Annotated in this window: 16 protein-coding genes; 5 read left to right on the forward strand and 11 right to left on the reverse strand. The window is 69.1% G+C overall.

Annotated features, from left to right (window positions below):
• Window positions 1–217 precede the first annotated feature (217 nt).
• The 5 genes from EA796_RS05145 to EA796_RS05165 all read left to right on the forward strand — a co-directional run bounded on the left by EA796_RS05145 (window position 218) and on the right by EA796_RS05165 (window position 11348).
• The gene (locus EA796_RS05145; protein ID WP_122107791.1) at window positions 218–1474 is read left to right on the forward strand and encodes an MdtA/MuxA family multidrug efflux RND transporter periplasmic adaptor subunit; all 1257 of its coding nucleotides are present in this window, start codon (window positions 218–220) and stop codon (window positions 1472–1474) included.
• Entirely contained in the window at window positions 1471–4563 is a 3093-nt protein-coding gene (locus tag EA796_RS05150; RefSeq protein ID WP_122107792.1) for an MdtB/MuxB family multidrug efflux RND transporter permease subunit, read from the forward strand. The genes EA796_RS05145 and EA796_RS05150 overlap by 4 nt, the downstream gene beginning before the upstream one ends.
• Complete coding sequence (locus EA796_RS05155) at window positions 4564–7668, forward strand: multidrug efflux RND transporter permease subunit (RefSeq protein WP_122107793.1); 3105 nt, start codon at window positions 4564–4566, stop codon at window positions 7666–7668.
• On the forward strand, window positions 7665–9158 hold the full coding sequence (locus EA796_RS05160; protein ID WP_122107794.1) for an efflux transporter outer membrane subunit: 1494 nt from the start codon (window positions 7665–7667) through the stop codon (window positions 9156–9158). The genes EA796_RS05155 and EA796_RS05160 overlap by 4 nt, the downstream gene beginning before the upstream one ends.
• Before the next feature lie 138 nt (window positions 9159–9296).
• Window positions 9297–11348 (forward strand): bifunctional diguanylate cyclase/phosphodiesterase, encoded by a 2052-nt coding sequence (locus EA796_RS05165; protein ID WP_122107795.1) that lies wholly within the window; start codon window positions 9297–9299, stop codon window positions 11346–11348.
• A 25-nt stretch (window positions 11349–11373) separates the two neighbouring features.
• On the opposite strand, the gene EA796_RS05170 is transcribed toward EA796_RS05165, so the two are convergent.
• From EA796_RS05170 to nuoE, 11 genes are all read right to left on the reverse strand, one after another.
• Window positions 11374–12381: a TRAP transporter substrate-binding protein gene (locus tag EA796_RS05170; protein WP_122107796.1), complete on the reverse strand. Its 1008-nt coding sequence runs from the start codon at window positions 12379–12381 to the stop codon at window positions 11374–11376.
• A gap of 249 nt (window positions 12382–12630) precedes the next feature.
• Entirely contained in the window at window positions 12631–14085 is a 1455-nt protein-coding gene (gene nuoN, locus EA796_RS05175) for an NADH-quinone oxidoreductase subunit NuoN (protein ID WP_122107797.1), read from the reverse strand.
• Between the two features lie 6 nt (window positions 14086–14091).
• Window positions 14092–15624 carry an NADH-quinone oxidoreductase subunit M gene (gene nuoM, locus EA796_RS05180; RefSeq protein WP_122107798.1) on the reverse strand — a complete coding sequence of 511 codons (1533 nt, stop codon included), beginning with the start codon at window positions 15622–15624 and terminating at the stop codon, window positions 14092–14094.
• Window positions 15625–15905: 281 nt separating this feature from the next.
• Window positions 15906–17753 carry an NADH-quinone oxidoreductase subunit L gene (nuoL, locus tag EA796_RS05185; protein ID WP_122107799.1) on the reverse strand — a complete coding sequence of 616 codons (1848 nt, stop codon included), beginning with the start codon at window positions 17751–17753 and terminating at the stop codon, window positions 15906–15908.
• Entirely contained in the window at window positions 17750–18058 is a 309-nt protein-coding gene (nuoK, locus tag EA796_RS05190) for an NADH-quinone oxidoreductase subunit NuoK (RefSeq protein ID WP_122108003.1), read from the reverse strand. The genes nuoL and nuoK overlap by 4 nt, the downstream gene beginning before the upstream one ends.
• Window positions 18058–18561, reverse strand: a complete 504-nt coding sequence (gene nuoJ / locus EA796_RS05195) for an NADH-quinone oxidoreductase subunit J (RefSeq protein ID WP_122107800.1) — start codon at window positions 18559–18561, stop codon at window positions 18058–18060. The genes nuoK and nuoJ overlap by 1 nt, the downstream gene beginning before the upstream one ends.
• Before the next feature lie 400 nt (window positions 18562–18961).
• Window positions 18962–19510, reverse strand: a complete 549-nt coding sequence (gene nuoI / locus EA796_RS05200) for an NADH-quinone oxidoreductase subunit NuoI (protein WP_122107801.1) — start codon at window positions 19508–19510, stop codon at window positions 18962–18964.
• 10 nt (window positions 19511–19520) lie between these two features.
• On the reverse strand, window positions 19521–20501 hold the full coding sequence (gene nuoH, locus EA796_RS05205) for an NADH-quinone oxidoreductase subunit NuoH (protein ID WP_122107802.1): 981 nt from the start codon (window positions 20499–20501) through the stop codon (window positions 19521–19523).
• Complete coding sequence (gene nuoG, locus EA796_RS05210; protein ID WP_122107803.1) at window positions 20498–23209, reverse strand: NADH-quinone oxidoreductase subunit NuoG; 2712 nt, start codon at window positions 23207–23209, stop codon at window positions 20498–20500. Before nuoG ends, nuoH begins: the two co-directional genes overlap by 4 nt.
• 60 nt (window positions 23210–23269) lie before the next feature.
• Entirely contained in the window at window positions 23270–24610 is a 1341-nt protein-coding gene (nuoF, locus tag EA796_RS05215) for an NADH-quinone oxidoreductase subunit NuoF (RefSeq protein ID WP_122107804.1), read from the reverse strand.
• Window positions 24607–25107, reverse strand: a complete 501-nt coding sequence (gene nuoE / locus EA796_RS05220) for an NADH-quinone oxidoreductase subunit NuoE (protein WP_122107805.1) — start codon at window positions 25105–25107, stop codon at window positions 24607–24609. Before nuoE ends, nuoF begins: the two co-directional genes overlap by 4 nt.
• Window position 25108 lies beyond the last annotated feature (1 nt).

Consider the following 25108-nt stretch of genomic DNA (forward strand, 5'->3'; position numbering starts at 1 on the left):
TTGTTTGTGCCGGCCATCGCCCATGGCCCGGATGCAAACCGGGAAAGAGCGGCGCCCTGCCAGCCCGCTCGCGGATGGCATCCGGGCTACGCACTGCGGGCCGTTTTGCAAACAGTTGGTAACGTAAGAGGAGCGTAAAAAGCGGGTAAATGGGCTTTGCTTGCCGGGTGTCAGTGCTTATCGTTCCGACTCCCTCAAGAAGTGACCCGTCCCCGCCATGTCCGTTACCGCCTCGACCGCCTCGAAAACCTCCCGCCAGTGGCTGATCGGCCTGAGTCTGCTCGCCGTGCTGCTGCTGTTGCTCTGGTGGTTCTGGCCGAGCGAGGCGCAGGCGCCGATGGGCGCTGGCCGCTTCGGCGACCTGGGGCCAGTGCCGGTGCGGGTGGCCGAGGTGCGCCGCGACGACTTCGCCGTCGAGCTCAAGGCCCTCGGCACGGTCACCGCCTACAACACGGTCAACGTGCGTTCACGGGTGGACGGCGAGCTGGTCAAGGTGCTGTTCGAGGAGGGCCAGCAGGTCGAGGCCGGCGATCTGCTCGCGGTGATCGACCCGCGTCCTTATCAGGCGGCGCTGCAGCAGGCCCAGGGCGCGCTGCAGGAGCAGCAGGCGCAGTTGAAGAACGCCGAGCTGGACCTGGCCCGCTACCAGGGCCTGTACGCCGAAGACAGCATCGCCAAGCAGACCCTCGACACCCAGCAGGCGCTGGTGGGCCAGTACCGCGGCAGCCTGCAGAGCTACCAGGCGGATGTCGCCACGGCCAGGCTCAACCTCGACTTCACCCAGATCCGCGCGCCGATCTCCGGCCGTCTCGGGCTGCGCCAGCTGGACGTCGGCAACCTGGTCAGCGCCGGCGACACCACGCCACTGGTGGTGATCACCCAGACCCTGCCGATCGCGGTGACCTTCACCATCCCCGAGGGCGACCTGCCGGCGGTGCTGCAGCGCACCCGCGGCGGCGCGACCCTGGCGGTGGAGGCCTGGGACCGCGGCGAGCGGCTGAAACTGGCCGACGGCGTGCTGGAGAGCCTGGACAACCAGATCGATACCGCCACCGGCACGGTCAAGCTCAAGGCGCGCTTCGCCAATGCCGAGCAGATGCTGTTCCCCAACCAGTTCGTCAACGTGCGCCTGCGCGTGGAAACCCGCGAAGCGGCCACCATCATCCCCTCGGCGGCCGTGCAGTTCGGCGCCCAGGGCACCTTCGTCTACGTAGTCGACGAGGGTGGCAAGGTCAGCCTGCGGCCGGTGACCATCGCCGCCAGCGACGCCGAGCGCAGCCTGGTGGCCGGCGGCGTGCAGCCCGGCGAACGGCTGGTGCTGGAGGGCACCGACCGCCTGCGCGACGGCAGCCAGGTCGAGGTGATCGACCCGGCCGTGGTGCACAGCCCGGACGGTGCGGCGCATCAACCGCTGAGCGAGGGCGGCAAGCCGGGCCGGGGCGAGCGTTCTGCCAAGCCGCGGAACGACGCATGAACATCTCCCGCCCCTTCATCCTGCGGCCGGTCGCCACCACGCTGCTGATGGTGGCGATCTTCCTCAGCGGCCTGATCGCCTACCGCCTGCTGCCGGTGTCGGCGCTGCCGGAGGTGGACTACCCGACCATCCGCGTGCTGACCCTCTATCCGGGCGCCAGCCCGGAGGTGATGACCAGCGCGGTGACCGCGCCGCTGGAGCGCCAGTTCGGCCAGATGGCCGGCCTCAAGCAGATGTCCTCGACCAGCTCTGGCGGCGCCTCGGTGATCACCCTGCGCTTCAACCTGGAGGTATCCCTGGCGGTGGCCGAGCAGGAGGTGCAGGCGGCGATCAACGCGGCGAGCAACCTGCTGCCCGGCGACCTGCCGGCGCCGCCGGTGTACAACAAGGTCAACCCGGCCGACACCCCGGTGCTGACCCTGGCGGTCAGCTCGGCGAGCCTGCCGCTGCCGCGGGTTTTCGACCTGATCGATACCCGCCTGGCGCAGAAACTGGCGCAGACCAGCGGCGTCGGCCTGGTCACCCTGGCCGGCGGTCAGCGCCCGGCGGTGCGCATCCGCGTCAACCCCGAGGCTTTGGCCTCCTACGGCCTGAGCCTGGCCGACGTGCGCAATCTGATCACCGCCAGCAACGTCAACCAGCCCAAGGGCAACTTCGACGGGCCGACGCGGGTTTCCCAGCTCGACGCCAACGACCAGCTGAAATCCGTGGCGGAATACCGCGAGCTGATCCTGACCTACCAGAACGGCGCGGCGCTGCGCCTGAAGGACGTCGCCGAGATCATCGATGGCGCCGAAAACGAGCGCCTGGCGGCCTGGGCCAACCGCAACGCCGCGGTGCTGGTCAACGTGCAGCGCCAGCCCGGGGCCAACGTGATCGAGGTGGTCGACCGCATCCAGACCCTGCTGCCGCACCTGACCGAAGGCCTGCCGGCCAGCGTCGAGGTCAAGGTGCTCACCGACCGCACCCAGACCATCCGCGCTGCGGTGCGCGATGTGCAGCACGAACTGCTGCTGGCCATCGCCCTGGTGGTGATGGTGACCTTCCTGTTCCTGCGCAAGTTGTCGGCGACCATCATCCCGTCCATCGTCGTGCCGCTGTCGCTGATCGGCACCTTCGGCGTGATGTACCTGGCCGGCTTCACCATCAACAACCTGACGCTGATGGCGCTGACCATCGCCACCGGTTTCGTGGTCGACGATGCCATCGTCATGCTGGAGAACATCGCCCGTCACCTGGAGGAGGGCGAGACGCCACTCAACGCCGCGCTCAAGGGCGCCCGGCAGATCGGCTTCACCCTGGTCTCGCTGACCCTGTCGCTGATCGCCGTGCTGATCCCGCTGCTGTTCATGGCCGACGTGGTCGGGCGACTGTTCCGCGAATTCGCCATCACCCTGGCGGTGGCCATCCTGATTTCCCTGGTGGTGTCGCTGACCCTCACGCCGATGATGTGCGCGCGCCTGCTCAAGGTCGAGAAGCCCGAGGACGAAGGGCGCTTCTACCGCGTCGCCGGCGCCGTCATCGACGCCATGATCGCGCGCTACGGCGTCTGGCTGACTTGGGTACTCAGGCACCAGCCGCTGACCCTGCTGGTGGCGGTGGCCACCCTGGGCCTGACCGTGCTGCTCTACCTGGCGGTGCCCAAGGGCTTCTTCCCGGTGCAGGACACCGGGGTGATCCAGGGCATTTCCGAGGCGCCGCAGTCGATTTCCTTCGCCGCCATGAGCGAGCGCCAGCAGCGCCTGGCCGACGTCATCCTGCGCGACCCGGCGGTGGCCAGCCTGTCCTCGTCCATCGGCGTCGACGGCGACAACCCGACGCTCAACAGCGGCCGTCTGCTGATCAACCTCAAGCCGCATGCCGCGCGCGACGTCACCGCCAGCGCGGTGATCGAGCGCCTGCGCCCCGAGCTGGCGCGGATTCCCGGCATCGAGCTGTACATGCAGCCGGTGCAGGATCTGACCATCGAGGACCGCATCAGCCGCACCCAGTTCCAGTTCACCCTGGAGTCGCCGGACGGCGCGCTGCTGGAGCAGTGGACGCCGCGCCTGGTCGAGGCGTTGCGCCAGCAGCCGGCGCTCACCGACGTGGCCAGCGACCTGCAGAACCGCGGCCTGCAGGTGTACCTGCAGATCGACCGCGACGCCGCCGCGCGTCTGGGCATCAGCGTCGGCGACATCGACGACGCGCTGTACGACGCCTTCGGCCAGCGCCAGATCAGCACCATCTACACCCAGGCCAGCCAGTACCGCGTGGTGCTGGAGAGCCGCGACGGCGGGCGCATCGGCCTGGCGGCGCTGGAGCAGATCCACGTCGCCACCGGCGACGGCCAGCAGGTGCCGCTGGCCTCACTGGCGCGCATCGAGGAGCGTCCGGCCAGCCTGCTGGTCAACCATATCGGCCAGTTCCCGGCGGTGACCCTGTCGTTCAACCTGGCCCCGGGGGTGTCGCTGGGCGAGGCGGTGGCGGTGATCGAGCGGGTGGAGCAGGAGATCGGCCTGCCCGGCGCCATCGACACCCAGTTCCAGGGCGCCGCCGAGGCCTTCCGCGCCTCGCTGAGCTCGACCCTGCTGCTGATCCTGGCGGCCATCGTCACCATGTATATCGTGCTCGGCGTGCTCTACGAGAGCTATATCCACCCGATCACCATTCTCTCCACGCTGCCCTCTGCCGGGGTCGGCGCCTTGCTGGCGCTGCTGTTGACCGGCAACGACCTGGGCCTGATCGCCATCATCGGCATCATCCTGTTGATCGGCATCGTCAAGAAGAACGCGATCATGATGATCGACTTCGCCCTGGAGGCCGAGCGCAACCAGGGCATGGCGCCGCAGGATGCGATCTACCAGGCGGCGCTGCTGCGCTTTAGGCCGATCCTGATGACCACCCTGGCCGCGCTGTTCGGCGCCATCCCGCTGATGCTGGCCTCGGGCTCCGGCGCCGAGCTGCGCCAGCCGCTGGGCCTGGTGATGGTCGGCGGCCTGCTGCTCAGCCAGCTGCTGACGCTGTTCACCACGCCGGTGATCTACCTGTACTTCGATCGTCTGTCGCGCCGCGTCAGCGGGCGCAGCGCGGCGGGACTGGCGGTCTAGATGAACCTCTCCGCCCCCTTTATCCGTCGCCCGGTGGCGACCCTGTTGCTGAGCCTGGCGATCATGCTGCTCGGCGGCGTCAGCTTCGGCCTGCTGCCGGTGGCGCCGCTGCCGCAGATGGATTTCCCCACCATCACCGTGCAGGCCAGCCTGCCCGGCGCCAGCCCGCAGATCATGGCCTCGACCGTGGCCACGCCGCTGGAGCGCTCGCTCGGCACCATCGCCGGGGTCAGCCAGATGAACAGCCGCAGCAGCCAGGGCAACACGCGGATCATGATCCAGTTCGACCTGGACAAGGACATCAACACCGCCGCGCGCGAGGTGCAGGCGGCGATCAATGCCGCGCGCGAGCTGCTGCCCAGCGGCATGCGGACCATGCCCAGCTACCGCAAGATCAATCCGTCGCAGGCGCCGATCATGGTCATCTCGCTGACCAGCGCGACGCTCAACAAGGGCCAGCTGTACGACGTCGCCTCGACCATCCTGGCGCAGAAACTGGCCCAGGTCGGCGGCGTTGGCGAGGTGCAGGTCGGCGGCAGTTCGCTGCCGGCGGTGCGGGTGGCGCTGGAGCCGCGCCTGCTGGATCAGTACGGCATCGCCCTCGACGAGGTGCGCCAGACCATCGCTGCGAGCAATGCGCTGCGCCCCAAGGGCGCGGTGGAGGACGCGCAGCGCCGCTGGCAGGTGCAGGCCAGCGACCAGCTGGCCAAGGCCGCCGACTACCTGCCGATGATCATCCGTTATCAGGACGGCGCCGCGGTGCGCCTGGGCGATGTGGCCACGGTCAGCGACGGCGTCGAGGACCGCTACAACAGCGGCTTCTTCAACGACCAGGAAGCCGTGCTGCTGGTGGTCAACCGGCAGAGCGGGGCGAATATCCTGCAGACCATCGCCGATATCCGCGCCGAACTGCCGGCGCTGCGCGAGGTGATTCCGGCCAGCGTGCAACTGGAGGTGGCGATGGATCGCTCGCCGGTGATCCGCGCCACCCTGCACGAGGCCGAGCAGACCCTGCTGATCGCCGTGGCTCTGGTGATTCTGGTGGTGCTGGCCTTCCTCGGTCGCTGGCGGGCGGCGCTGATTCCGGCGCTGGCGGTGCCGGTGTCGCTGATCGGCAGCTTCGCAGCCATGTACCTGCTGGGATTCTCGCTGAACAACCTGTCGCTGATGGCGCTGATCATCGCCACCGGCCTGGTGGTGGACGACGCCATCGTGGTGCTGGAGAACATCTCGCGGCACATTCATAACGGCGAGAAACCGATGGACGCGGCGTTCAAGGGCGCCCGCGAAGTCGGCTTCACCCTGCTGTCGATGAACCTGTCGCTGGTCGCGGTGTTCGTCTCCATCCTGTTCATGGGCGGCATAGTCGAGCGGCTGTTCCGCGAGTTCTCCATCACCCTGGCGGTGGCCGTGGTGATCTCCCTGGTGGTGTCGCTGACGTTGACGCCGATGCTCTGCGCACGCTGGCTCAAGGCCGAGGCCGAGCAGCCGCAGGGCCGCCTGCAGCAGTGGGGCGAGCGCCTGCAGAACCGCGTGCTGGCCTTCTACGGGCGCAGCCTGGACTGGGCGTTGCGTCACTCGCTGCTGATGCTGCTGAGCCTGCTGGCGACCATCGCGCTGAACGTCTACCTGTTCGTCAGCATTCCCAAGACCTTCATGCCGCAGCAGGACACTGGCCAGCTGATCGGCTTTATCCGCGGCGACGACGGTCTGTCGTTCCAGGTCATGCAGCCGAAGATGGAGATCTTCCGCAAGGCGGTGCTGGCCGACCCGGCGGTGCACAGCGTGGCCGGCTTCATCGGCGGCAGCGGCGGGATCAACAACGCCTTTATGATCGTGCGCTTGAAGCCCGTGGGTGAGCGTGAGGCGTCCGCGCAGCAGGTGATCAACCGCCTGCGCGCCAGCGTGCCCAAGGTGCCGGGCGGGCGCATGTTCCTCATGCCGGACCAGGACCTGCAGATCGGCGGACGCGAGGGGCGCAGCTCGGAGAACGAGTACATGCTGCTGTCGGGCGACCTCGACGTGCTGCGCCAGTGGCTGCCGAAGGTGCGCGAGGCGCTGCGCGCGCTGCCCGAGCTGACCGATATCGACGCCAAGGAAAACGAGGGCGCCCAGCAGATTCGCCTGGTGGTGGACCGCGAAGCGGCGCAGCGCCTGGGCGTGGAGATGAGCATGATCACCGCGGTGCTCAACAACGCCTTCAGCCAGCGCCAGGTGTCGACCATCTACGAGGCGCTCAACCAGTACAGCGTGGTGATGGAGATCAACCCGCTGTACGCCCAGCACCCCGAGGCGCTCGACCAGATCCAGCTGATCACCGACGCCGGCGCGCGTGTGCCGCTGTCCACCTTTGCCCGCTGGGAGCGCAGCCTGGAGGAGGACCGGGTCAACCACCAGGGCCAGTTCGCCGCCGAGAACATCGGCTTCTCCCTGGCCGAAGGGGTGAGCCTGGACCAGGCCAGCCGCGCCATCGAGGCGGCGGTGGCGCGGCTCGGCCTGCCCGGCGAGGTGCAGGGCATGCTCGGCGGCACCGGCGCGGCCTTCCAGCAGACCCAGGACAACCAGCCGCTGATGATCCTGCTGGCGCTGGTGGTGGTGTACATCGTCCTCGGCGTGCTCTACGAGAGCTACATCCATCCGCTGACCATCCTCTCCACCTTGCCCTCGGCCGGCGTCGGCGCCTTGCTCGCGCTGCAACTGGTGGGCATGGAGTTCAGCCTGATCTCGCTGCTGGGGCTGTTCCTGCTGATCGGCATCGTCAAGAAGAACGCCATCCTGATGGTCGATCTGGCCCTGCAACTGGAACGCGGCGAGCGCCTCAGCCCGCAGGAATCCATTCGCCGCGCCTGCCTGCTGCGCTTTCGGCCGATCCTGATGACCACCTTGGCCGCGATTCTCGGCGCGCTGCCGCTGGTGCTGGGCAGTGCCGAGGGTTCGGAGATGCGCCAGCCGCTGGGCATCACCATAGTCGGCGGCCTGCTGCTCAGCCAGCTGCTGACCCTCTACACCACGCCGGTGATCTACCTCTACTTCGACCGCCTGCGCCACCGCGTCAACCGCTGGCGCGGCGTGCGCACCGATGCTTCGTTGGAAAATCCGCTATGACCCAGGCTCCTGTCGGCAAAACCCTCCTGTCCCTGTTGCTGGCCGGCGTGCTGAGTGGCTGCATGCTCGGCCCCGACTACCAGCGCCCCGAGCTGGCGGCGCCCATGCAGTTCAAGCAGATCGAAGGCTGGAAGGCGGCCAGCCCCGGCGACGCCCTGGAACGCGGCGCCTGGTGGGAGCTGTACGGCGACGCCGAACTGAACGCGCTGGTCGAGCGCCTGCGGCTGTCCAACCAGAACCTGGCCGCCGCCGAGGCCCAGTACCGCCAGGCCCGCGCCCTGGTGCGCGGCGCGCGCGCCAGCTTCTACCCGAGCCTGTCCGCCAGCGGCGGGGTGACCCGCGCGGGGCAGGGCGGCGGCGACAGCACCATCAGCACCGGCGACGGGGTGAGCGTCAGCGGCTCGAACGCCGCGCGCATCTCCAAGACCTACGAGCTGGGCCTCAATGCGGCCTGGGAGCTGGACATCTGGGGCAAGCTGCGCCGCGGCCTGGAGTCCAGCCGCGCCGAATACGACGCCAGCGCCGCCGACCTGGCCGCCGCGCGCCTGAGCCTGCAGAGCGAGCTGGTGCAGAACTACCTGCAGTTGCGCGTGCTGGATGAGCAGAAGCGCCTGCTCGATGCCACCGTGGCCGCCTACGCCCGTTCGCTGCGCCTGACCGAGAACCAGTACCGGGCCGGCATCGTGCCCAAGTCCGACGTGACCCAGGCCATCACCCAGCTCAAGAGCACCCAGGCCCAGGCCATCGATCTCGAGTGGCAGCGCGCCCAGCTGGAGCACGCCATTGCCGTGCTGGTCGGCGCCAGCCCGGCCGAACTGTCCATCGCCGCGCGCGACGGCGTGCCGGGGCTGCCGCAGATCCCCGTGGCGCTGCCCTCGCAGCTGCTCGAACGGCGCCCCGACGTGGCTGCCGCCGAGCGCCGGGTGATGGCAGCCAACGCGCAGATCGGCGTGGCCGAGGCCGCCTGGTTCCCCGATCTGACGATCTCGGCCAGTGGCGGCTACCGCGGCAGCAGCTTCGCCGACTGGATCGAGGTGCCCAACCGTTTCTGGTCGCTCGGCCCGCAACTGGCATTGAGCCTGTTCGACGGCGGCGCCCGCCGCGCCGAGCTGGAGCGTACCGAGGCGGTCTACGACCAGACTGTGGCGCAGTACCGCCAGGCCGTGCTCGACAGCTTCCGCGAGGTCGAGGATCAGCTGGTGCAGCTGCGCGTACTGGAGCAGGAGAGCGAGGTGCAGCAGCAGGCGCTGGACGCCGCGCGCGAATCGCTGCGCCTGATCGAAAACCAGTACCGCGCCGGCACCGTGGACTTCAACAGCGTGGTCAACGTGCAGGCCACCGCGCTGAGCAACGAGCGTTCCAGCCTGACCCTGCTCGGCAGCCGGCTTACCGCCAGCGTGCAGCTGATCGCCGCCCTCGGCGGCGGCTGGCAGCTCGAGCAATTGCATGAAAGCGACGAGCGGGCGACGAACAGCAGCTCGACTCGTTAGTCAGGTGTTTTTTGCCCTCACCCGGAAACGGGCTTTCCGCTAAGATTCGCGCTCTTGTCGTCAATGCTTGCAACTGGCCATCAGGGATTCGGAGCGCGCGCCGCTCCGCGGTCGGCGCAACGCCTGTAGAGAGTTTCGATGCTGATCGGTAGTTACGATTTATCCCTGGTTGTGCTGTCGCTGTGCGTGGCCATCCTGGCGTCCTACACGGCGCTCGATCTGGCCGGACGCATCGCCAGCGCCAAGGGCATCGCCCAGTCGCTGTGGATCGCCGGCGGCGCGGTGGCCATGGGCATCGGCATCTGGTCCATGCACTTCGTCGGCATGCTCGCCTTCAGCCTGCCGATCCCCTTGGGTTACGACCTCGCCATCACCCTGCTGTCGCTGGCCATCGCCATGCTCGCCTCGGGCTTCGCCCTGTGGCTGGTCAGCCAGCCCGAGCTGCCGGCCTGGCATCTGGGCCTGGGCGCACTGGCCATGGGCGCGGGGATCGGCGCCATGCACTACATCGGCATGGCGGCGCTGCGCATGCAGCCGGGGATCGACTACGACCCGCTGCTCTTCGCCCTGTCGCTGCTGATCGCCGTGCTCGCCTCGGGCGCGGCCTTGTCGATCGCCTTTCGCCTGCGCCGCGACACGCCCTACGTGCGCCTGGCCCGCGGCGGCGCGGCGGTGATCATGGGCATCGCCATCGTCGGCATGCACTTCACCGGCATGGCCGCGGCGAACTTCCCCGCCGGCAGCTACTGCGCCGCCGCCGGCAGCGGCCTGGACAGCGGCTGGCTGGCCAGCCTGGTGGTGGTAGTGACCCTGGCGGTGCTGGCCATCGCGCTGCTCACCTCGATCCTCGACGCCCGCCTGGAGGTGCGTACCGCGCTGCTCAGCAGCTCGCTGGCCAAGGCCAACGCCGAGCTGACCCAGCTGGCCCTGCACGATGGCCTGACCAAGCTGCCCAACCGTCTGCTGCTGGAAGACCGCATCGGCCAGGGCATGCTCAAGGTCGGCCGCAACGGCGGCCATTTCGCCCTGCTGTTCATGGACCTGGACGGCTTCAAGCCGGTCAACGACGCCTTCGGCCATCATGTCGGCGACCAGCTGCTGGTGGCCGTGGCTCAGCGCCTGCGCGCCCATCTGCGCGCCCAGGACAGCCTGGCGCGGATCGGCGGCGACGAGTTCGTCCTGCTCGCCGAGCTGCGTCAGGCGCAGGACGCGGCCAACCTCGCGGGGCAGGTGGTCAGCCTGCTGAGCCAGCCGTTTCTGGTCGAGGGGCACGAGTTGCGCGTCTCCACCAGCGTCGGCATCGCTCTCTACCCGGGCGACGGCAGCGACCAGCAGGAGCTGCTGATCAACGCCGACGCGGCGATGTACCACGCCAAGGGCCTGGGCAAGAACGGCTACAGCTTCTTCGAGCGCTCGATGAACACCAACGCGCGCCAGCAGCTGCAGCTGCTGCACGACCTGCGTGCGGCGCTGGAGCGCGGCGAGTTCCGTCTCTACTACCAGCCCAAGTTCGCCACCGGCAGCGAGCGCATGATCGGCGCCGAGGCGCTGCTGCGCTGGCAGCATCCGCAGCAGGGGCTGCTGGCGCCGGATCGCTTCATCGGCCTGGCGGAGAAGACCGGGCTGATCATCGCCATCGGTGACTGGGTGCTGGACGAGGCCTGTCGGCAGATGCGGCTGTGGTACCAGCAGGGGCGCAGCGACTGGCGGGTGGCGGTGAACCTGTCGGCGCTGCAGTTCTGCCACGGCGAGCTGGTCGACAGCGTGCGCCAGGCCCTGGCGCGGCATGAGCTGCCGGCCAACTGCCTGACCCTGGAGATCACCGAGAGCACGGCGATGCACGATGTGAACGCCAGTCTGGCGATTCTCCAGCAGCTATCGGCCATGGGCGTGGACATCGCCATCGACGACTTCGGCACCGGCTATTCCAGCCTGCTCTACCTCAAGCGCCTGCCGGCCAACGAGCTGAAGATCGACCGCGGCTTCGTCCGCGATCTGCAGCACGACGGCGACGATGCCGCGATCGTCTCGGCCATCGTCGCCCTGGGCCAGGCGCTGAACCTGCGCATCGTCGCCGAGGGCGTGGAGACCCGCCAGCAGCAGGCCTTCCTCACCGAGCTGGGCTGCGACTCGCTGCAGGGCTACCTGCTCGGTCATCCGCTGCCGCCGGAGCAGTTGCCGGCGGCCTGAAGCGCCTTGGCGGGATTCCGCCAGGCTAGTCGCGGTGCTTGCGGTTGACCGTCTGCGCGGCCTTGATCACATCGCTGCCGATCGCCGTTTCGAACTGCTGCCACACCGGGCGCATGGCGTCGCGCCAGGCCTGGCGCTGCTCGGCGCTGAGTTCGAGCACCTGGCTGCGTCCGGAGTCAAGGATGCGCTGGCGATCGGCCTGGTTGGCGGCCTCGGCCTGGCGGTTCACCGCGTAGGTGACTTCGTCGATGATGCCTTCCAGTTCCATGCGGATCTGGTGCGGAATGCCGTACCAGAAGCGCGAGTTGCTCACCAGCATGTAGTCCAGCACGCCGTGGTTGGTCTCGCTGATGAAGGGCTGCACCTCGTGCAGCTTCTGGCTATGGATGTTCGACCAGGGGTTTTCCGCGCCCTGCACCTGGCCGCTCTGCAGCGCCTTGAACACTTCGGCGAACGGCAGCTTCTGCGCGCCTGCACCGAGCTGGCGGAACTGCGCCTCGAGCACCACCGAGGGCTGGATGCGGAAGCTCAGACCATTGGCGTCGCCGGGCATCTGCAGCACGCGGGTGGCGGACAGCTGCTTCATGCCGTTGTGCCAATAGGCCAGGCCGACGATGTTGTGATCCTCCATCGAGCGCAGCAGCTGGCGGCCCTTGGCGCGCTTCTGGAAGCGGTTGACCGCGTCGAGGTCGTCGAACAGGAAGGGCAGGTCGAACACCTGCAGCTGCTTGGTGTACTGCTCGAACTTGGCCAGCGAGGGCGCCAGCAGCTGCACCTCGTTGTTGCGCAGGGCCTCCAGCTCGTTGGCGTCGCCGTACAGGCTGGAGTTGGGGTAGACCTCGACCCTGACCTTGCCGGCCAGGCGCTCCTCCACCAGTTGCTTGAACAGCAACGCGCCCTGGCCCTTGGGGGTGCCGTCGGCGACCACGTGGGAGAACTTGATCAGGATGGCTTCGTCGGCCTGGGCGCCGAGCGCCGCAAGCGAGCTGAACGCCAGGGCGCAGACGGCCAGGGCGCGGATCGTGTTGAGCATCTTGCTACCTTTTTCTTCTTATCTGTGGTGAGGCGCGGGGCGCCCGGTGTTGGTGGCGTTGGCCGCGGGCGGCGGAGCTCGGCAGCGCCGGTTCGCGGTCAAGGCTGGTGGCTTGCATGGCAAGGGCTGTGCCAGGGTGGCGATTTTCCGCCAGCGCCGTGACCACGGGAAAAGCCCCGTGACGCAGCGCACAGCGGGTGGCGGAAAACCGCCATACGCCCGCTCGGGCCTAGCGGAATCTTGCCGGTGTCAGCCGAGCGCGACGCCCTGCAGCATGGCCAGCAGGGGCTGCGGATAGACGCCGATGGCGAACGCCAGCAGCGCCACCAGCAACAGCATCATGCCGCCGGCGCGCTGGCCCCAGTCGAAGGGCGCGTCGTGGCGATGCAGATTGGGCTCGCGCAGGTAGAGGGTGACCATCACCCGCAGGTAGTAGAACAGGCCGATGGCGCTGCCCAGCACCAGGGCGCCGAGCAGCCACCACAGGCGCGCCTCGACGCCCACGGCGATCAGGTAGAACTTGCCGATGAAGCCGGCGGTGAGCGGAATCCCGGCCAGCGACAGCATCATCACGGTGAGCACCGCGGTCAGGTACGGGCGGCGCCAGAACAGCCCGCGGTACTCGTACAGGGCGTCGGCGTCGCGACCGCTGTAGGGGGTGGACATCAGGCTGATCACGCCGAAGGCGCCGAGGGTGGTCAGCACGTAGGTCACCAGGTACACCGCGGCGGCTTCCAGGGCCAGGCCGCGGCTGGCCACCAGGGCCACCAGCAGGTAGCCGAAGTGGGCGATGGAGCTATAGCCGAGCAGGCGCTTGAGGTTGTTCTGCAGCAGCGCCAGCAGGTTGCCCACCAGGATCGAGGCCACCGCCAGGGCCGCGAGCAGCTCGTGCAGGGCCGGCGCGGCGGCCACCGGTGCCAGCTGGAACAGGCGCAGCAGGGCGGCGAACACCGCCACCTTGCTGGCAGTGGCGAGGAAGGCGGCGACCGGCGCCGGCGCGCCTTCGTAGACGTCCGGCGTCCACAGGTGGAAGGGCACCAGCGACAGCTTGAAGGCCAGGCCCACCAGCATCAGGCCCAGCGCCGACTGCGCCAGCAGGCCGGGGGTGCCGAGGCTGGCGCCGATGGCGGCGAAGGCCAGGCTGCCGGATTCGGCGTAGAGCAGGGCCATGCCCAGCAGCAGGAAGGCGCTGCCGGCGGCGGAGAGGATCATGTACTTGATCCCGGCCTCCAGCGAGCGGCGGTTGAAGAAGGCGTAGGCGACCAGGGCGTAGGTCGGTACCGAGAGCAGCTCCAGACCGATGAACAGCCCGGCCAGGTGCTGCGCGCTGACCAGCACCAGGCCGCCGCAGGCGCTGAGCAGCATCAGCAGGTAGAGCTCCTCGCGGTTGCCCGGGTAGCCCTTGCCGCGGCCCTCGCCGAGGTAGGCGTGGGCCAGGGTCACGCAGGCCAGGGTGGCCACCAGGATCAGCGCCATGTAGAAGGCGGCGAAGCTGTCGATGCGCAGCAGCGGGGTGACCTCCAGCGGCATCACCCGAAGCGCCGGCAGCAGGGCCAGCAGCGCCAGGTTGAGGCCGATCACGCTGAGCAGAAAGCTCTGCCGATGGCTGCGGCGCCAGGCGATGCCGAGCATCACCGCGATGGCAGTGGCGGCGCAGACCAGCAGCGGCAGTAGGGCGATGAAGTGCTCGAGGCGTAGATCCATGGCCGGCTACCTCGCGACCGTCAGTTGGGCGAAGGCCGCGCTCAGCCACTGCTGCACGCCCTGCATGCTGGCCGCCGAGGTGTCCAGCACCGCCTGGGGGAACAGCCCGAGCCACAGCAACAGCGCCACCAGGCCGAGCAGCATGGCCAGCTCGCGGCCGTCCAGCGCCTGCAGCGCCGCCTCGCTCTTAGCCGGCCCGTAGAAGGCGCGCTGCATCATGATCAGGGCATAGACCGAGGCCAGCACCAGGCCGCTGGCGGCGACGACGGTGAACCAGGGCCAGTCCTTGAACGCGCCGAGCAGGATCAGGAATTCGCCGACGAAGTTGCCGGTGCCGGGCATGCCCAGGCTGGCGGCGGCGAAGAACAGGGTGATCCCCGGCAGGTAGTGCATGCGACTCCACAGCCCGCCCATCTGCCCCAGCTCGCGGGTGTGCAGGCGCTCGTAGAGCTGGCCGCAGAGGATGAACAGCGCCGCCGCCGACAGACCGTGGGCGAGCATCTGCACCACCACGCCCTGCAGCGCCAGGGGGTGGCCGCTGTAGATGCCGATCAGGATAAAGCCCATGTGCGAGACGCTGGTGTAGGCGATCAGCCGCTTGATGTCGCTCTGGGCGAAGGCCAGCAGCGCGCCGTAGATGATGCCGAGCAGGCCGAGGCCCATGGCGATGGGGGCGAATTCGGCCGAGGCGTTGGGAAACAGCGGCACGGCGAAGCGCAGCAGGCCGTAGGCGGCGGTCTTCAGCAGGATGCCGGCCAGGTCCACGGAACCGGCGGTCGGCGCCTGGGCATGGGCGTCGGGCAGCCAGGAGTGCAGCGGCACCACCGGCAGCTTGACCGCGAAGGCGACGAAGAAACCCAGCATCAGCAGGTATTCCAGGCCGGGCGCGAGCTCGGCGCGCAGCAGCAGGGCGTAGTCGAAGGTGAGCACGCCGCTGGCATTGAAGTGGCTGAGCACCAGGCCGAGGATGGCCACCAGCATGATCAGGCCGCTGGCCTGGGTGTAGATGAAAAACTTGGTCGCCGCATTGATCCGCGAGCTGCTGCCGTCCGCCGCGCTGTGCCCCCACAGGGCGATGAGGAAGTACATCGGCACCAGCATCATTTCCCAGAAGAAGAAGAACAGGAACAGGTCGAGGGCGAGGAACACGCCGATCACCCCGCCGAGAATCCACATCAGGTTGAGGTGGAAGAAACCCACCCGCGCCTGGATCTCGCGCCAGGAGCAGAGTACCGAGAGCACCCCGAGCAGGCCGGTGAGCAGGATCATCAGCAGCGACAGGCCGTCCAGCGCCAGGTGGATGTTGATGCCCAGGCGGGGAATCCACGGCTGCTTGAATTCCAGCTCCCAGACCGGATCGCGGCCCGGCATCGGCGCCAGCTGGAAGTCGCCCTGGGCCCAGAGCAGCAGGCCCAGCGCCAGCACCAGGAGCATGGTCAGCAGCGCCAGCCAGCGCGGCAGGGTCTGGCTGCGCTGCTCGCCCAGCCAGCACAGCAGGCCGCCGATAAAGGGGATAAGGATCAGCCAGGGCAGGATCATGCCGCCTCCATGCTAGGGTCGGTTGCCGTTTCGTTCGTGGCCGCGCCGGAGCCGGTTTTTCCGCGGGGCTAGGCACGAGACGCGAAGTTTGGTCGTCCAAATGAGCCGTCGAGTAACAACGCACCGCGGAAAAACCGGCCCGGCCCGTAGGGTTGCGCGGCAAATGGCGCCAGCTGTTGTTGCAGGACTTGGCAAGGGAATGGCCATTACCGGCGTCCTGCGCCTAACCTGGCGCCATTTGGCGCAGCAACGCGGCTCACGAACGAAACGGCAACCGACCCTTAAGTCCATGCCAGGGCTCCCAGCAGCAGCACCGCGCCGCCCGCCAGCGAGGCGGCGTACCAGCGCAGCCGGCCGGTCTGGCTCAGGCTCAGCAGCAGGTGCGCCAGCCGCGCCAGGCGCGGCAGCAGGCCGAGGCCGCGGTCGCAGGGGTCGCGGGCCAGCAGCCGGCACAGCCACAGGTAGGGCAGCACGAACAGCCGCTGGTAGAGCCAGTCGAAGCCCCAGGCCGCGCCCCACCAGGCCACCAGCAGGCGTCCCGGGGCGCTGGCGGCCAGTGCCGCGACGTGCCGGCGCTGGCCGAGGAACAGCCCGGCGGCCAGCGCCACGCCGATGATCGCCACCGCCGAGGACAGCAGCTCCAGGCCCAGCCTGCCGTCGCCGTGGGCCGCGCCGGGACCGGCCGGCAGCACATCGGCCAGCGGCGGGACGATCAGGCCGCCGACGAAGGTCGACAGCACCAGCAGCAGGCCCAGCGGCAGCCAGTGGGCGAGGCCCTGGCCGGGGTGGGCGTCGATCTGCGCCTGGCCGTGGAAGGCGATGAAGATCAGGCGGAAGGTGTACAGCGAGGTGAGCAGGGCGCCGACCAGGCCAGCCGCCAGCAGCAGGCGCTCGCCGCCGGCCAGGGCCTGCCAGAGGATCTCGTCCTTGGAATAGAAGCCGGCGGTCACCAGCGGCAGCGCGGCCAGGGCGCCGCCGCCGACCAGGAAGCAGGCGTAGACCAGCGGCAGACGCCGGCGCAGGCCGCCCATCCTGAAGATGTCCTGCTCGTGGTGGCAGGCGTTGATCACCGCGCCGGCGCTGAGGAACAGCAGGGCCTTGAAGAAGGCATGGGTCATCAGGTGGAAGATCGCCGCCTGCCAGGCGCCGACGCCCAGGGCGAGGAACATGTAGCCGATCTGGCTCATGGTCGAGTAGGCCAGGATGCGCTTGATGTCGCGCTGCACCAGCGCCGCGCAGCCGGCCAGCAGCAGGGTGATGGCGCCCACCGCGCCGACCAGGGCGAGGCTCAGCGGCGCCAGGCTGAACAGGCCGTGGCAGCGGGCGATCAGGTAGACCCCGGCGGTGACCATGGTGGCGGCGTGGATCAGCGCCGACACCGGGGTCGGGCCGGCCATGGCGTCGGCCAGCCAGGTCTGCAGGGGCAGCTGCGCCGACTTGCCCACCGCGCCGCCGAGCAGCAGCAGGGTGGCCAGGGTCAGCAGCGCATCGCCGCTGGCGAAGCGTTGCGGCGCCAGCTCCAGCAGCTCGCGGATGTTCAGCGTGCCGAGGGCGTGGTAGAGCAGGAACAGGCCGAGGGCGAGGAACACGTCGCCGATGCGGGTGACGATGAAGGCCTTCAGCGCCGCCGCGCCGTTGGCCGGGTTGCGGTAGTAGAAACCGATCAGCAGGTAGCTGCACAGGCCCACGCCTTCCCAGCCGAAGTACAGTGCCAGCAGGTTGTCGCCGAGCACCAGCAGCAACATGCTGGCGACGAACAGGTTCATGTAGGCGAAGAAGCGCGCGTAGCCTTCCTCGCCGCGCATGTACCAGCTGGCGAACAGGTGGATGAGAAAGCCGACGCCGCTGACCACGCCGAGCAGGGTCAGCGACAGGCCGTCCAGGTGCAGGGCGATGGCCGGGGCGAACCCGTCCACCTCCAGCCATTGCCACAGCGGCTGGACGTGGACGCCGCCGGCCGGCGGCGCGCTGAGGAACTGCCAGCCGACCCAGAGCGCGGTCAGCGCGGCGAGGCCGACCGAGCCGACGCCGATGGTCGCCGCCTGGTTCTCGCTCAGGCGCCCGCGGGAGAACGCCAGGGCGAGGAAGCCGAGCAGCGGCAGGAGCAGGGTCAGGGGCAACAGGTTCATCCGCGCATCTCGCTGGCCGAGTCGATGTCGAGGCTGTCGTGGCGGCGATACAGCTGCAGCAGGATGGCCAGGCCGATGGCCGCCTCGGCGGCGGCCAGGGTGATCACCAGGATGAACATCACCTGGCCGTCGGCCTGCGCCCAGCGGCTGCCGGCGACGACGAAGGCGAGGGCGGCGGCGTTCATCATCACCTCCAGGCTCATCAGCATGAACAGGATGTTGCGCCGCACCAGCAGGCCCAGCAGGCCCAGGCAGAACAGCAGTACGGCCAGGGCCAGGCCGTGTTCCAGCGGTACCGTGTCGATCATGGCTGGTTGGCCTCCGCGCGGCCGAGGTGGAAGGCGGCGACCAGTGCCGCCAGCAGCAGCATCGAGGCCAGTTCCACCGCCAGCAGGTAGGGGCCGAACAGGCTGATGCCCACCGCCTTGGGCGGCACCGTGGTGTGCCCCAGCGGCTGGCCGCCGTCGAGCCGCCACAGGGCATGCAGCAGCAAGGCCAGCAGCAGCGCGGCGAGGATGCCGGGGCCGATCCAGATGCCCGGGGTCAGCCACTTGCGCTCCTGGGCGATCACCGCCGGACCGAGGTTGAGCATCATCACCACGAAGACGAACAGCACCATGATCGCCCCGGCGTAGACGATGATCTCCAGCGCCCCGGCGAAGGGCGCGCCGAGGGCGAAGAAGCACATGGCCACGGCCAGCAGCGAGATGATCAGGTAGAGCAGGGCGTGGATCGGGTTGTGGTGGCCGATCACCCGCAACGTGGCGAGCAGGGCGATGGCGCCGGAGAGGTAGAAGGCGATGGCCATGGTCAGTGGCTTCCCTCAGGTCTATGTTTTTGGAGCACTTCAGGTGCAAAGGCAGCCGCCGCTTTTGCGTGTGCCGGTAGTTCTGGTTGCGCCCCCTCGGGCGCCTTACTTTTCTTTGCTCGTGCAAAGAAAAGTAAGCAAAAGAAACACGCCCCTGCATCCGGGTCTCGCTGCGCTCGACTCCCCTCTCTCCGGTATCGCTCCGGGGGCCGGCGTACATGGGCCATCCCTGGCCCATTACGCCTCTCGCCGCGTCCCTGCGGCTCGTCCCCCTGCGCAATACCTCCGTTCGGCCTCCTGACGGAGGACTTCGCGCGCCTGATGAATTGAATGTTGGCAGGATCCTGCGTGGTAACCCCTCCGAGGAGCCGCCTGGAGCCTATCGACGCGAATGTTCTCGTCATGGCAACAACCCCTTCACATTGACCGGCTCGGCCTCGTTCAGCGCCGCGCCCTTGGGTTTGCCGGCGATGGCCAGGCCGGCCACCCGGTAGAAGTTGTAGTCCGGGTACTTGCCGGTGCCGGCGATCAGCAGGTCGTCCTTCTCGTACACCAGCTGCTGGCGGTCGAACTCGCACATCTCGAAGTCCGGGGTGAGCTGGATCGCGGTTGTCGGGCAGGCCTCCTCGCACAGGCCGCAGAAGATGCAGCGCGAGAAGTTGATGCGAAAGAACTCCGGGTACCAGCGGCCGTCGGCGCTCTCGGCCTTCTGCAGCGAGATGCAGGCCACCGGGCAGGCCACCGCGCAGAGGTTGCAGGCCACGCAGCGCTCCTCGCCGTCGGGGTCGCGGGTCAGCACGATGCGCCCGCGGTAGCGCGGCGGCAGGTACACCGGCTCCTCCGGGTACTGCAGGGTGTCGCGCTTGCGAAAGGCGTGGGCGAAGATCATCGCCAGGCTGCGTAGCTGGGTGTAGGTGCCGTGCAGGATGTGGCCGATGGCGCGGAACATAGCAACCTCCCTAAGCCGCCGCGACCAGCACCAGGGCGCCGGTCACCAGCAGGTTGAGCAGGGTCAGCGGCAGGCATACCAGCCAGCTGAAGTTCATCACCTGGTCGTAGCGCGGCCGCGGTATGGACGCGCGCAGTAGGATGAACAGCATGATGAAGAACGCCGTCTTCAGCGCGAACCAGACGAAGGGCGGCAGCAGCGGGCCGTGCCAGCCGCCGAAGAACAGCGTTACCAGCAGCGCCGAGACCAGCACGATGCCGATGTACTCGCCGACGAAGAACATCCCCCATTTCATCCCGGCGTACTCGATGTGGTAGCCGTCGGCCAGTTCCTGTTCGGCCTCCGGCTGGTCGAACGGATGACGGTGGGTGACCGCCACGCCGGCGATGAAGAAGGTGCAGAAGCCGAGGAACTGCGGAACGATGAACCACAGGTGCTGGTGCTGGTAGTCGACGATTTCGCGCAGGTTGAAGGTGCCGGCCTGGGCCACCACGCCCATCAGCGCCAGGCCCATGAACACCTCGTAGGACACCGTCTGCGCCGAGGCGCGCAGGCTGCCGAGCAGGGCGAACTTGTTGGCGCTGGACCAGCCGGCGAACAGCACGGCATAGACCGCAAGGCCGGCCATGGCGAAGAAGAACAGCAGGCCGATATTCAGGTCGGCGATGCCCCAGGTAGGGGTGATGGGCACCACGGCGAAGGCGATCAGCAGTGCGCTGAGGGCGACTATGGGCGCCAGGGTGAAGATCAGGCGGTCGGCGAACGGCGGCGTCCAGTCCTCCTTGAAGAACATCTTGATCATGTCCGCGCCGAGCTGGAAGGCGCCGAACGGGCCGACCCGGTTGGGTCCGTAGCGATCCTGCCAGAGCCCCAGCAGGCGCCGCTCCACCCAGCTGAGCAGGGCGCCGCAGAGCACCACGGCGACCAGGATGACCAGTGCCTTGAGCACGGCGGTGAGGATCGCCAGCAGCTCGGGGCTGAGCCAGCTCATGGCCGCACCTCTTCGATGCGCTCGGCCAGCAGGCCGTCGAACACTGCCGGCAGCCCGGCGATGCCATGGGGCAGGGCGAGCAGGCCGGGGGCCAGCCGATCGCTCAGCTGCAGCGGCAGCTCGAACGACTCGCCGGCGATCTGCAGGCGCACCCGCGCGCCCTCGCTCAGGCCCAGGCGCTGGCCGTCGGCGCGCGCCAGGGTGGCGCAGGGCGACGCCATGCGCGCCTGGATCGGCGCGGCCAGGGCGCTGGTTTCCTCGCTGCCGAACAGCTGCTGGCGCGCCACCAGCCGCCAGCAGCCGGGTTCGGCGACGAAGGCCGGCGGAATGTCGTGGCACCAGTCCAGGCGCGCGCCGGAAGGTTCCAGCAGGCGCACGCCGGGGTCGCCGGCACGCAGGTGGCCGCCCACTTCGTCCTGGAACTTGTTCCAGGCCTGCGGCGAGTTCCAGCCCGGCGCCCAGGCGAAGGCCACCTGCTGGCGCGGTTCGGCGCTGCCGGCGTAGCCCTCCATGGAGAAGGCGAAGGCGCTGTCGATGTCCTGCGGCGCACGCGGCTCGTGCACGCTCTGGTTGGCGCGCATGGCGGTGCGGCCGCTGTAGCGGTGCGGCTCGCGCGCCAGCTTGAGGCCCTTGATGCGAAACGCCGCCGACGGCGCCGCCTCGACTATGCCGGCCAGTGCCGGAATCGCCTGGGCGCAGGCGGCGGTGACCTGATCCAGCTGGGTCCAGTCCACCGCGCGGCCGTCGCGGGTGCAGTGCAGGGCGTGCAGCCAGCGCCAGCCCTCGCGGATCAGGCAGTCGGCATCGTAGTAGCTCGGCTCGAACACCTGGAAGAAGCGCTGGGCGCGGCCCTCCTGATTGACCAGGGTGCCGTCGCCCTCGGCGAAGCTGGCGGCCGGCAGCAGCAGGTCGGCGCAGGCGGCGGTGGCGCCGTGCTGGTGATCGAGCACCAGCAGGCTGTCGACCGCCTGCAGCGCGGCCTCGACCACGGCATGGTTGGCGCGGCGGTACAGGTCGTTCTCCAGCACCACGGCGGCCTCGGCCTTGCCGTCGATCAGCGCGTGCAGGGCGGCGTCGGCCGAGTCGCCGCCGAGCAGGGCCAGGCCCAGGCTGTTGGCCTCGCCCAGCACCAGGCCGATGCGCGCGTGCTTGCCGTGTTCGTGCAGGGCCTTGGCGATGCTGGCGGCGGCCTGCAGCAGCGCCGGCTGGCCCAGCGAGGTGCCGGCGATCAGCAGCGGCCGTTCGGCGGCCAGCAGGTCGGCGGCGATGCGCTCGGCATGGCGGCGAGTGGCTTCGTCCAGTTCGGGCACCGCCGGCGCCTCGGCATCCAGGGCGTGGGCCACGGCGAAGCCGAGGCGGGCGATGTCGGCCGGCGCGCCGTGCCAGGGCAGGGCCACGTCGTCGAGGCGGGTGGCGTCCGGCGTGGCGCTGTGCAGCGGATAGCGCTCCTGCTGGCCGATGGTCTTGACCGCGGCGTCGAGCCAGGGCTGCACCTGCAGCGACGCGGCCAGCTGCACGGCCTTGCCCTTGACCATCTGGCGCAGCGCCAGGGCCATGCGCGCGGCGCTCTGGGTCAGGTCCTCGCCGAGCACCAGGGCGGCGTCGCAGCCCTCCATCTCACGCAGAGTGGCGCTGGGCAGCGGGCCGTGCTGCAGCAGCTGCACGGCCAGGTGCAGGCAGTGCAGCTCGCCGGCGGCGATGCCGCTGTAGAAGTGGTCCGCGCCGACCAGCTGGCGCAGGGCGAAGTTGCTCTCCAGGCTGGCGCGCGGCGAGCCGATGCCGATCACCCGCTTGCCGGCCAGGAGCGCCGCGGCGCGGTCCAGTCCGGCGTCCAGGTCGAGCTGCGTGCCGTCGGCCAGCTGCGGCCGCCGTGGGCGGTCGGCGCGGTTGACGTGGCCGTAGCCGAAGCGGCCGCGGTCGCAGAGGAAGTAGTGGTTGATCGCGCCGTGGTAACGGTTCTCGATGCGGCGGATCTCGCCGTAGCGCTCGCCGGGGCTGATGTTGCAGCCCAGCGAGCAGCCGTGGCAGATGCTCGGGGCGAACTGCATGTCCCATTTGCGGTTGTAGCGCGCCGAGTGGGTCTTGTCGGTGAATACCCCGGTCGGGCAGACCTCGGTGAGGTTGCCGGAGAACTCGCTCTCCAGGGTGCCGTCCTCGACGCGGCCGAAGTAGAGGTTGGCGTGGGCGCCGTACACGCCCAGGTCGCTGCCGCCGGCATAGTCCTTGTAGTAGCGCACGCAGCGGTAGCAGGCGATGCAGCGGTTCATCTCGTGACCGATGCAGGGGCCCAGGTCCTGGTTGAGGTGGGTGCGTTTGCTGAAGCGGTAGCGCCGCTGGCTGTGGCCGGTCATCACGGTCATGTCCTGCAGGTGGCAGTGGCCACCTTCCTCGCACACCGGGCAGTCGTGCGGGTGGTTGGTCATCAGCCACTCCACCACGCTCTCGCGGAACTGGCGCGCTTCTTCGTCTTCGATGGATATCCATGGCGCGCTGCCGGCCGGGGTCATGCAGGCCATCACCAGGCGGCCGCGCTGGTCGTTCTCGTCGTTGAACTGCTTGACCGCGCACTGGCGGCAGGCGCCGACACTGCCGAGCGCCGGGTGCCAGCAGAAGTAGGGGATGTCCAGGCCGAGCGACAGGCAGGCCTGGAGCAGGTTGTCCGCCCCGTCGACCTCGTATGCCTTGCCGTCTATATGGATGGTGGCCATCTGCTGCTGCCTCGTCGTCTGCCTTGCCGTAGAAGCGGTTCGCGCCGCGAGTCGATTCGTCTAGCCCACGCCTTCCGCCTGCATCCGTGTGCGCTGCGCGATTCCCGCTTCGAACTCGTCGCGAAAATACTGCAGGGCGCTGGCCAGTGGCTCCACCGCCCCCGGGGCATGGGCGCAGAAGGTCTTGCCCGGGCCGAGGAAGCGGCACAGCTGCTCCAGCGTCTCGATATCGCCCGGCTGGCCTTCGCCGCGTTCCAGCGCGCGCAACAGCTTGACGCTCCACGGCAGGCCGTCGCGGCAGGGGGTGCAGAAGCCGCAGGACTCGCGGGCGAAGAATTCCTCCATGTTGCGTAGCAGGCCGACCATGCTCACCGAGTCGTCCACCGCCAGCGCCAGGCCGGTGCCCAGGCGCGTGCCGTACCTGGCGATGCCGGCGCCGTGCAGCGGCGCATCCAGGTGCTCGGGCAGGAGGAAACCGGTGCCGGCGCCGCCCGGCTGCCAGCACTTGAGGCGATGGCCCGGGCGCATGCCGCCGGCGTGCTCCTCGAACAGTTCGCGCGCCTCGATGCCGAACGGCAGCTCCCAGAGGCCGGGACGCTTGACCTTGCCGGAGAAGCCCAGCAGCTTGCTGCCCATGTCTTCGCTGCCGGGGCGGGCCAGGGCGCGGTACCAGTCGACGCCGTGCTCGATGATCGCCGGCACGTTGCACAGGGTCTCGACGTTGTTGACGCAGGTCGGCTTGCCCCACACGCCCACGGTGGCGGGGAACGGTGGCTTGGCCCGCGGGTTGGCACGGCGGCCCTCCAGCGAGTTGATCAGTGCGGTTTCCTCGCCGCAGATGTAGCGCCCGGCGCCGGTATGCACGAAGAGTTCGAGGTCGAAGCCGCTGCCCAGGATATTGCGCCCGAGCAGGCCGGCGGCTTGTGCCTCGGCGATGGCGCGGCGCAGGTGCTGGGCGCACTCGACGTATTCGCCGCGCAGGAAGATGTAGCCGCGCCCGGCCTTGAGCGCGCGCGCGGCGATCAGCATGCCCTCAACCAGCAGGTGCGGCAGCTGCTCCATCAGCAGGCGGTCCTTCCAGGTGTTGGGCTCCATCTCGTCGGCGTTGCACAGCAGGTAGCGCACCTTCAGCGCCTCGTCGGCCGGCATCAGCCCCCATTTCACCCCGGTGGGAAAACCGGCGCCGCCGCGACCCTTGAGTCCGGAATCCTTGACCTGCTGGACGATGTCCGCCGGGGCCAGCTCCAGCAGCGCGCGGCGGGCCGCCACATAGCCACCCTTGGCGCGGTATTCCTCCAGCCAAACCGGCTCGCCGTCGTCGCGCAGGCGCCAGGTCAGCGGATGGGTCTCGGCCGGGCGCACGACCTGGTTGGCCGGGGCGAAGGAGGGCAGGCGGCTCATTCAAAGGCCTCCAGCAGGGCATCGAGGTGCTCCACCGCGACCTCGCCGAAGGTCTGCTCGTCGATCATCAGCGCCGGCGCCTTGTCGCAGTTGCCCAGGCAGCACACCGGCAGCAGGGTGAAGCGGCCGTCGCCGCTGGTCTGGCCCGGCGTCAGGCCGTGGCGCCGGGCCAGGTGGGCCAGCAGCGCTTCGTGGCCGGCGACGTAGCAGGTCATGCTGTCGCACACGCGGATCAGGTGGCGGCCGACCGGCTGGCGGAAGATCTGGCTGTAGAAGGTGGCGACGCCCTCGACGTCGCTGGCGGGAATGCCGAGCAGCTCGCCGATGGCGGCGATGGCGCCGTCCGGCACCCAGCCGCGCTGCTGCTGGACGATCTTCAGCGCCTCGATCGAGGCCGCGCGCGGGTCTTCGTAGTGCTCGCGTTCGTGCTCGATGGCCGCCTGCTCGGCGGCGCTGAGGACGAAACGGTCGGTCTGGATCAGGTCAGTCTGGCTCATG

It is taken from the genome of Pseudomonas sp. AOB-7 (genome assembly GCF_003696305.1).
Taxonomy (GTDB): Bacteria; Pseudomonadota; Gammaproteobacteria; order Pseudomonadales; family Pseudomonadaceae; genus Aquipseudomonas.

What these genes read in the sequence shown, in the direction of transcription:
- EA796_RS05155 (WP_122107793.1), top strand. Translation starts at nt 4,564, where the DNA reads ATGAACCTCTCCGCCCCCTTTATCCGTCGCCCGGTGGCGACCCTGTTG.
- nuoI (WP_122107801.1), bottom strand. Translation starts at nt 19,510, where the DNA reads ATGTTCCGCGCCATCGGCCACATCCTGCACGGCACCTACACCCAGCTA.
- nuoF (WP_122107804.1), bottom strand. Translation starts at nt 24,610, where the DNA reads ATGAGCCGCCTGCCCTCCTTCGCCCCGGCCAACCAGGTCGTGCGCCCG.
- EA796_RS05150 (WP_122107792.1), top strand. Translation starts at nt 1,471, where the DNA reads ATGAACATCTCCCGCCCCTTCATCCTGCGGCCGGTCGCCACCACGCTG.
- nuoL (WP_122107799.1), bottom strand. Translation starts at nt 17,753, where the DNA reads ATGAACCTGTTGCCCCTGACCCTGCTCCTGCCGCTGCTCGGCTTCCTC.
- nuoE (WP_122107805.1), bottom strand. Translation starts at nt 25,107, where the DNA reads ATGAGCCAGACTGACCTGATCCAGACCGACCGTTTCGTCCTCAGCGCC.
- EA796_RS05160 (WP_122107794.1), top strand. Translation starts at nt 7,665, where the DNA reads ATGACCCAGGCTCCTGTCGGCAAAACCCTCCTGTCCCTGTTGCTGGCC.
- nuoG (WP_122107803.1), bottom strand. Translation starts at nt 23,209, where the DNA reads ATGGCCACCATCCATATAGACGGCAAGGCATACGAGGTCGACGGGGCG.
- nuoH (WP_122107802.1), bottom strand. Translation starts at nt 20,501, where the DNA reads ATGAGCTGGCTCAGCCCCGAGCTGCTGGCGATCCTCACCGCCGTGCTC.
- nuoJ (WP_122107800.1), bottom strand. Translation starts at nt 18,561, where the DNA reads ATGGCCATCGCCTTCTACCTCTCCGGCGCCATCGCCCTGCTCGCCACG.
- EA796_RS05170 (WP_122107796.1), bottom strand. Translation starts at nt 12,381, where the DNA reads ATGCTCAACACGATCCGCGCCCTGGCCGTCTGCGCCCTGGCGTTCAGC.
- nuoM (WP_122107798.1), bottom strand. Translation starts at nt 15,624, where the DNA reads ATGATCCTGCCCTGGCTGATCCTTATCCCCTTTATCGGCGGCCTGCTG.
- nuoN (WP_122107797.1), bottom strand. Translation starts at nt 14,085, where the DNA reads ATGGATCTACGCCTCGAGCACTTCATCGCCCTACTGCCGCTGCTGGTC.
- EA796_RS05165 (WP_122107795.1), top strand. Translation starts at nt 9,297, where the DNA reads ATGCTGATCGGTAGTTACGATTTATCCCTGGTTGTGCTGTCGCTGTGC.
- EA796_RS05145 (WP_122107791.1), top strand. Translation starts at nt 218, where the DNA reads ATGTCCGTTACCGCCTCGACCGCCTCGAAAACCTCCCGCCAGTGGCTG.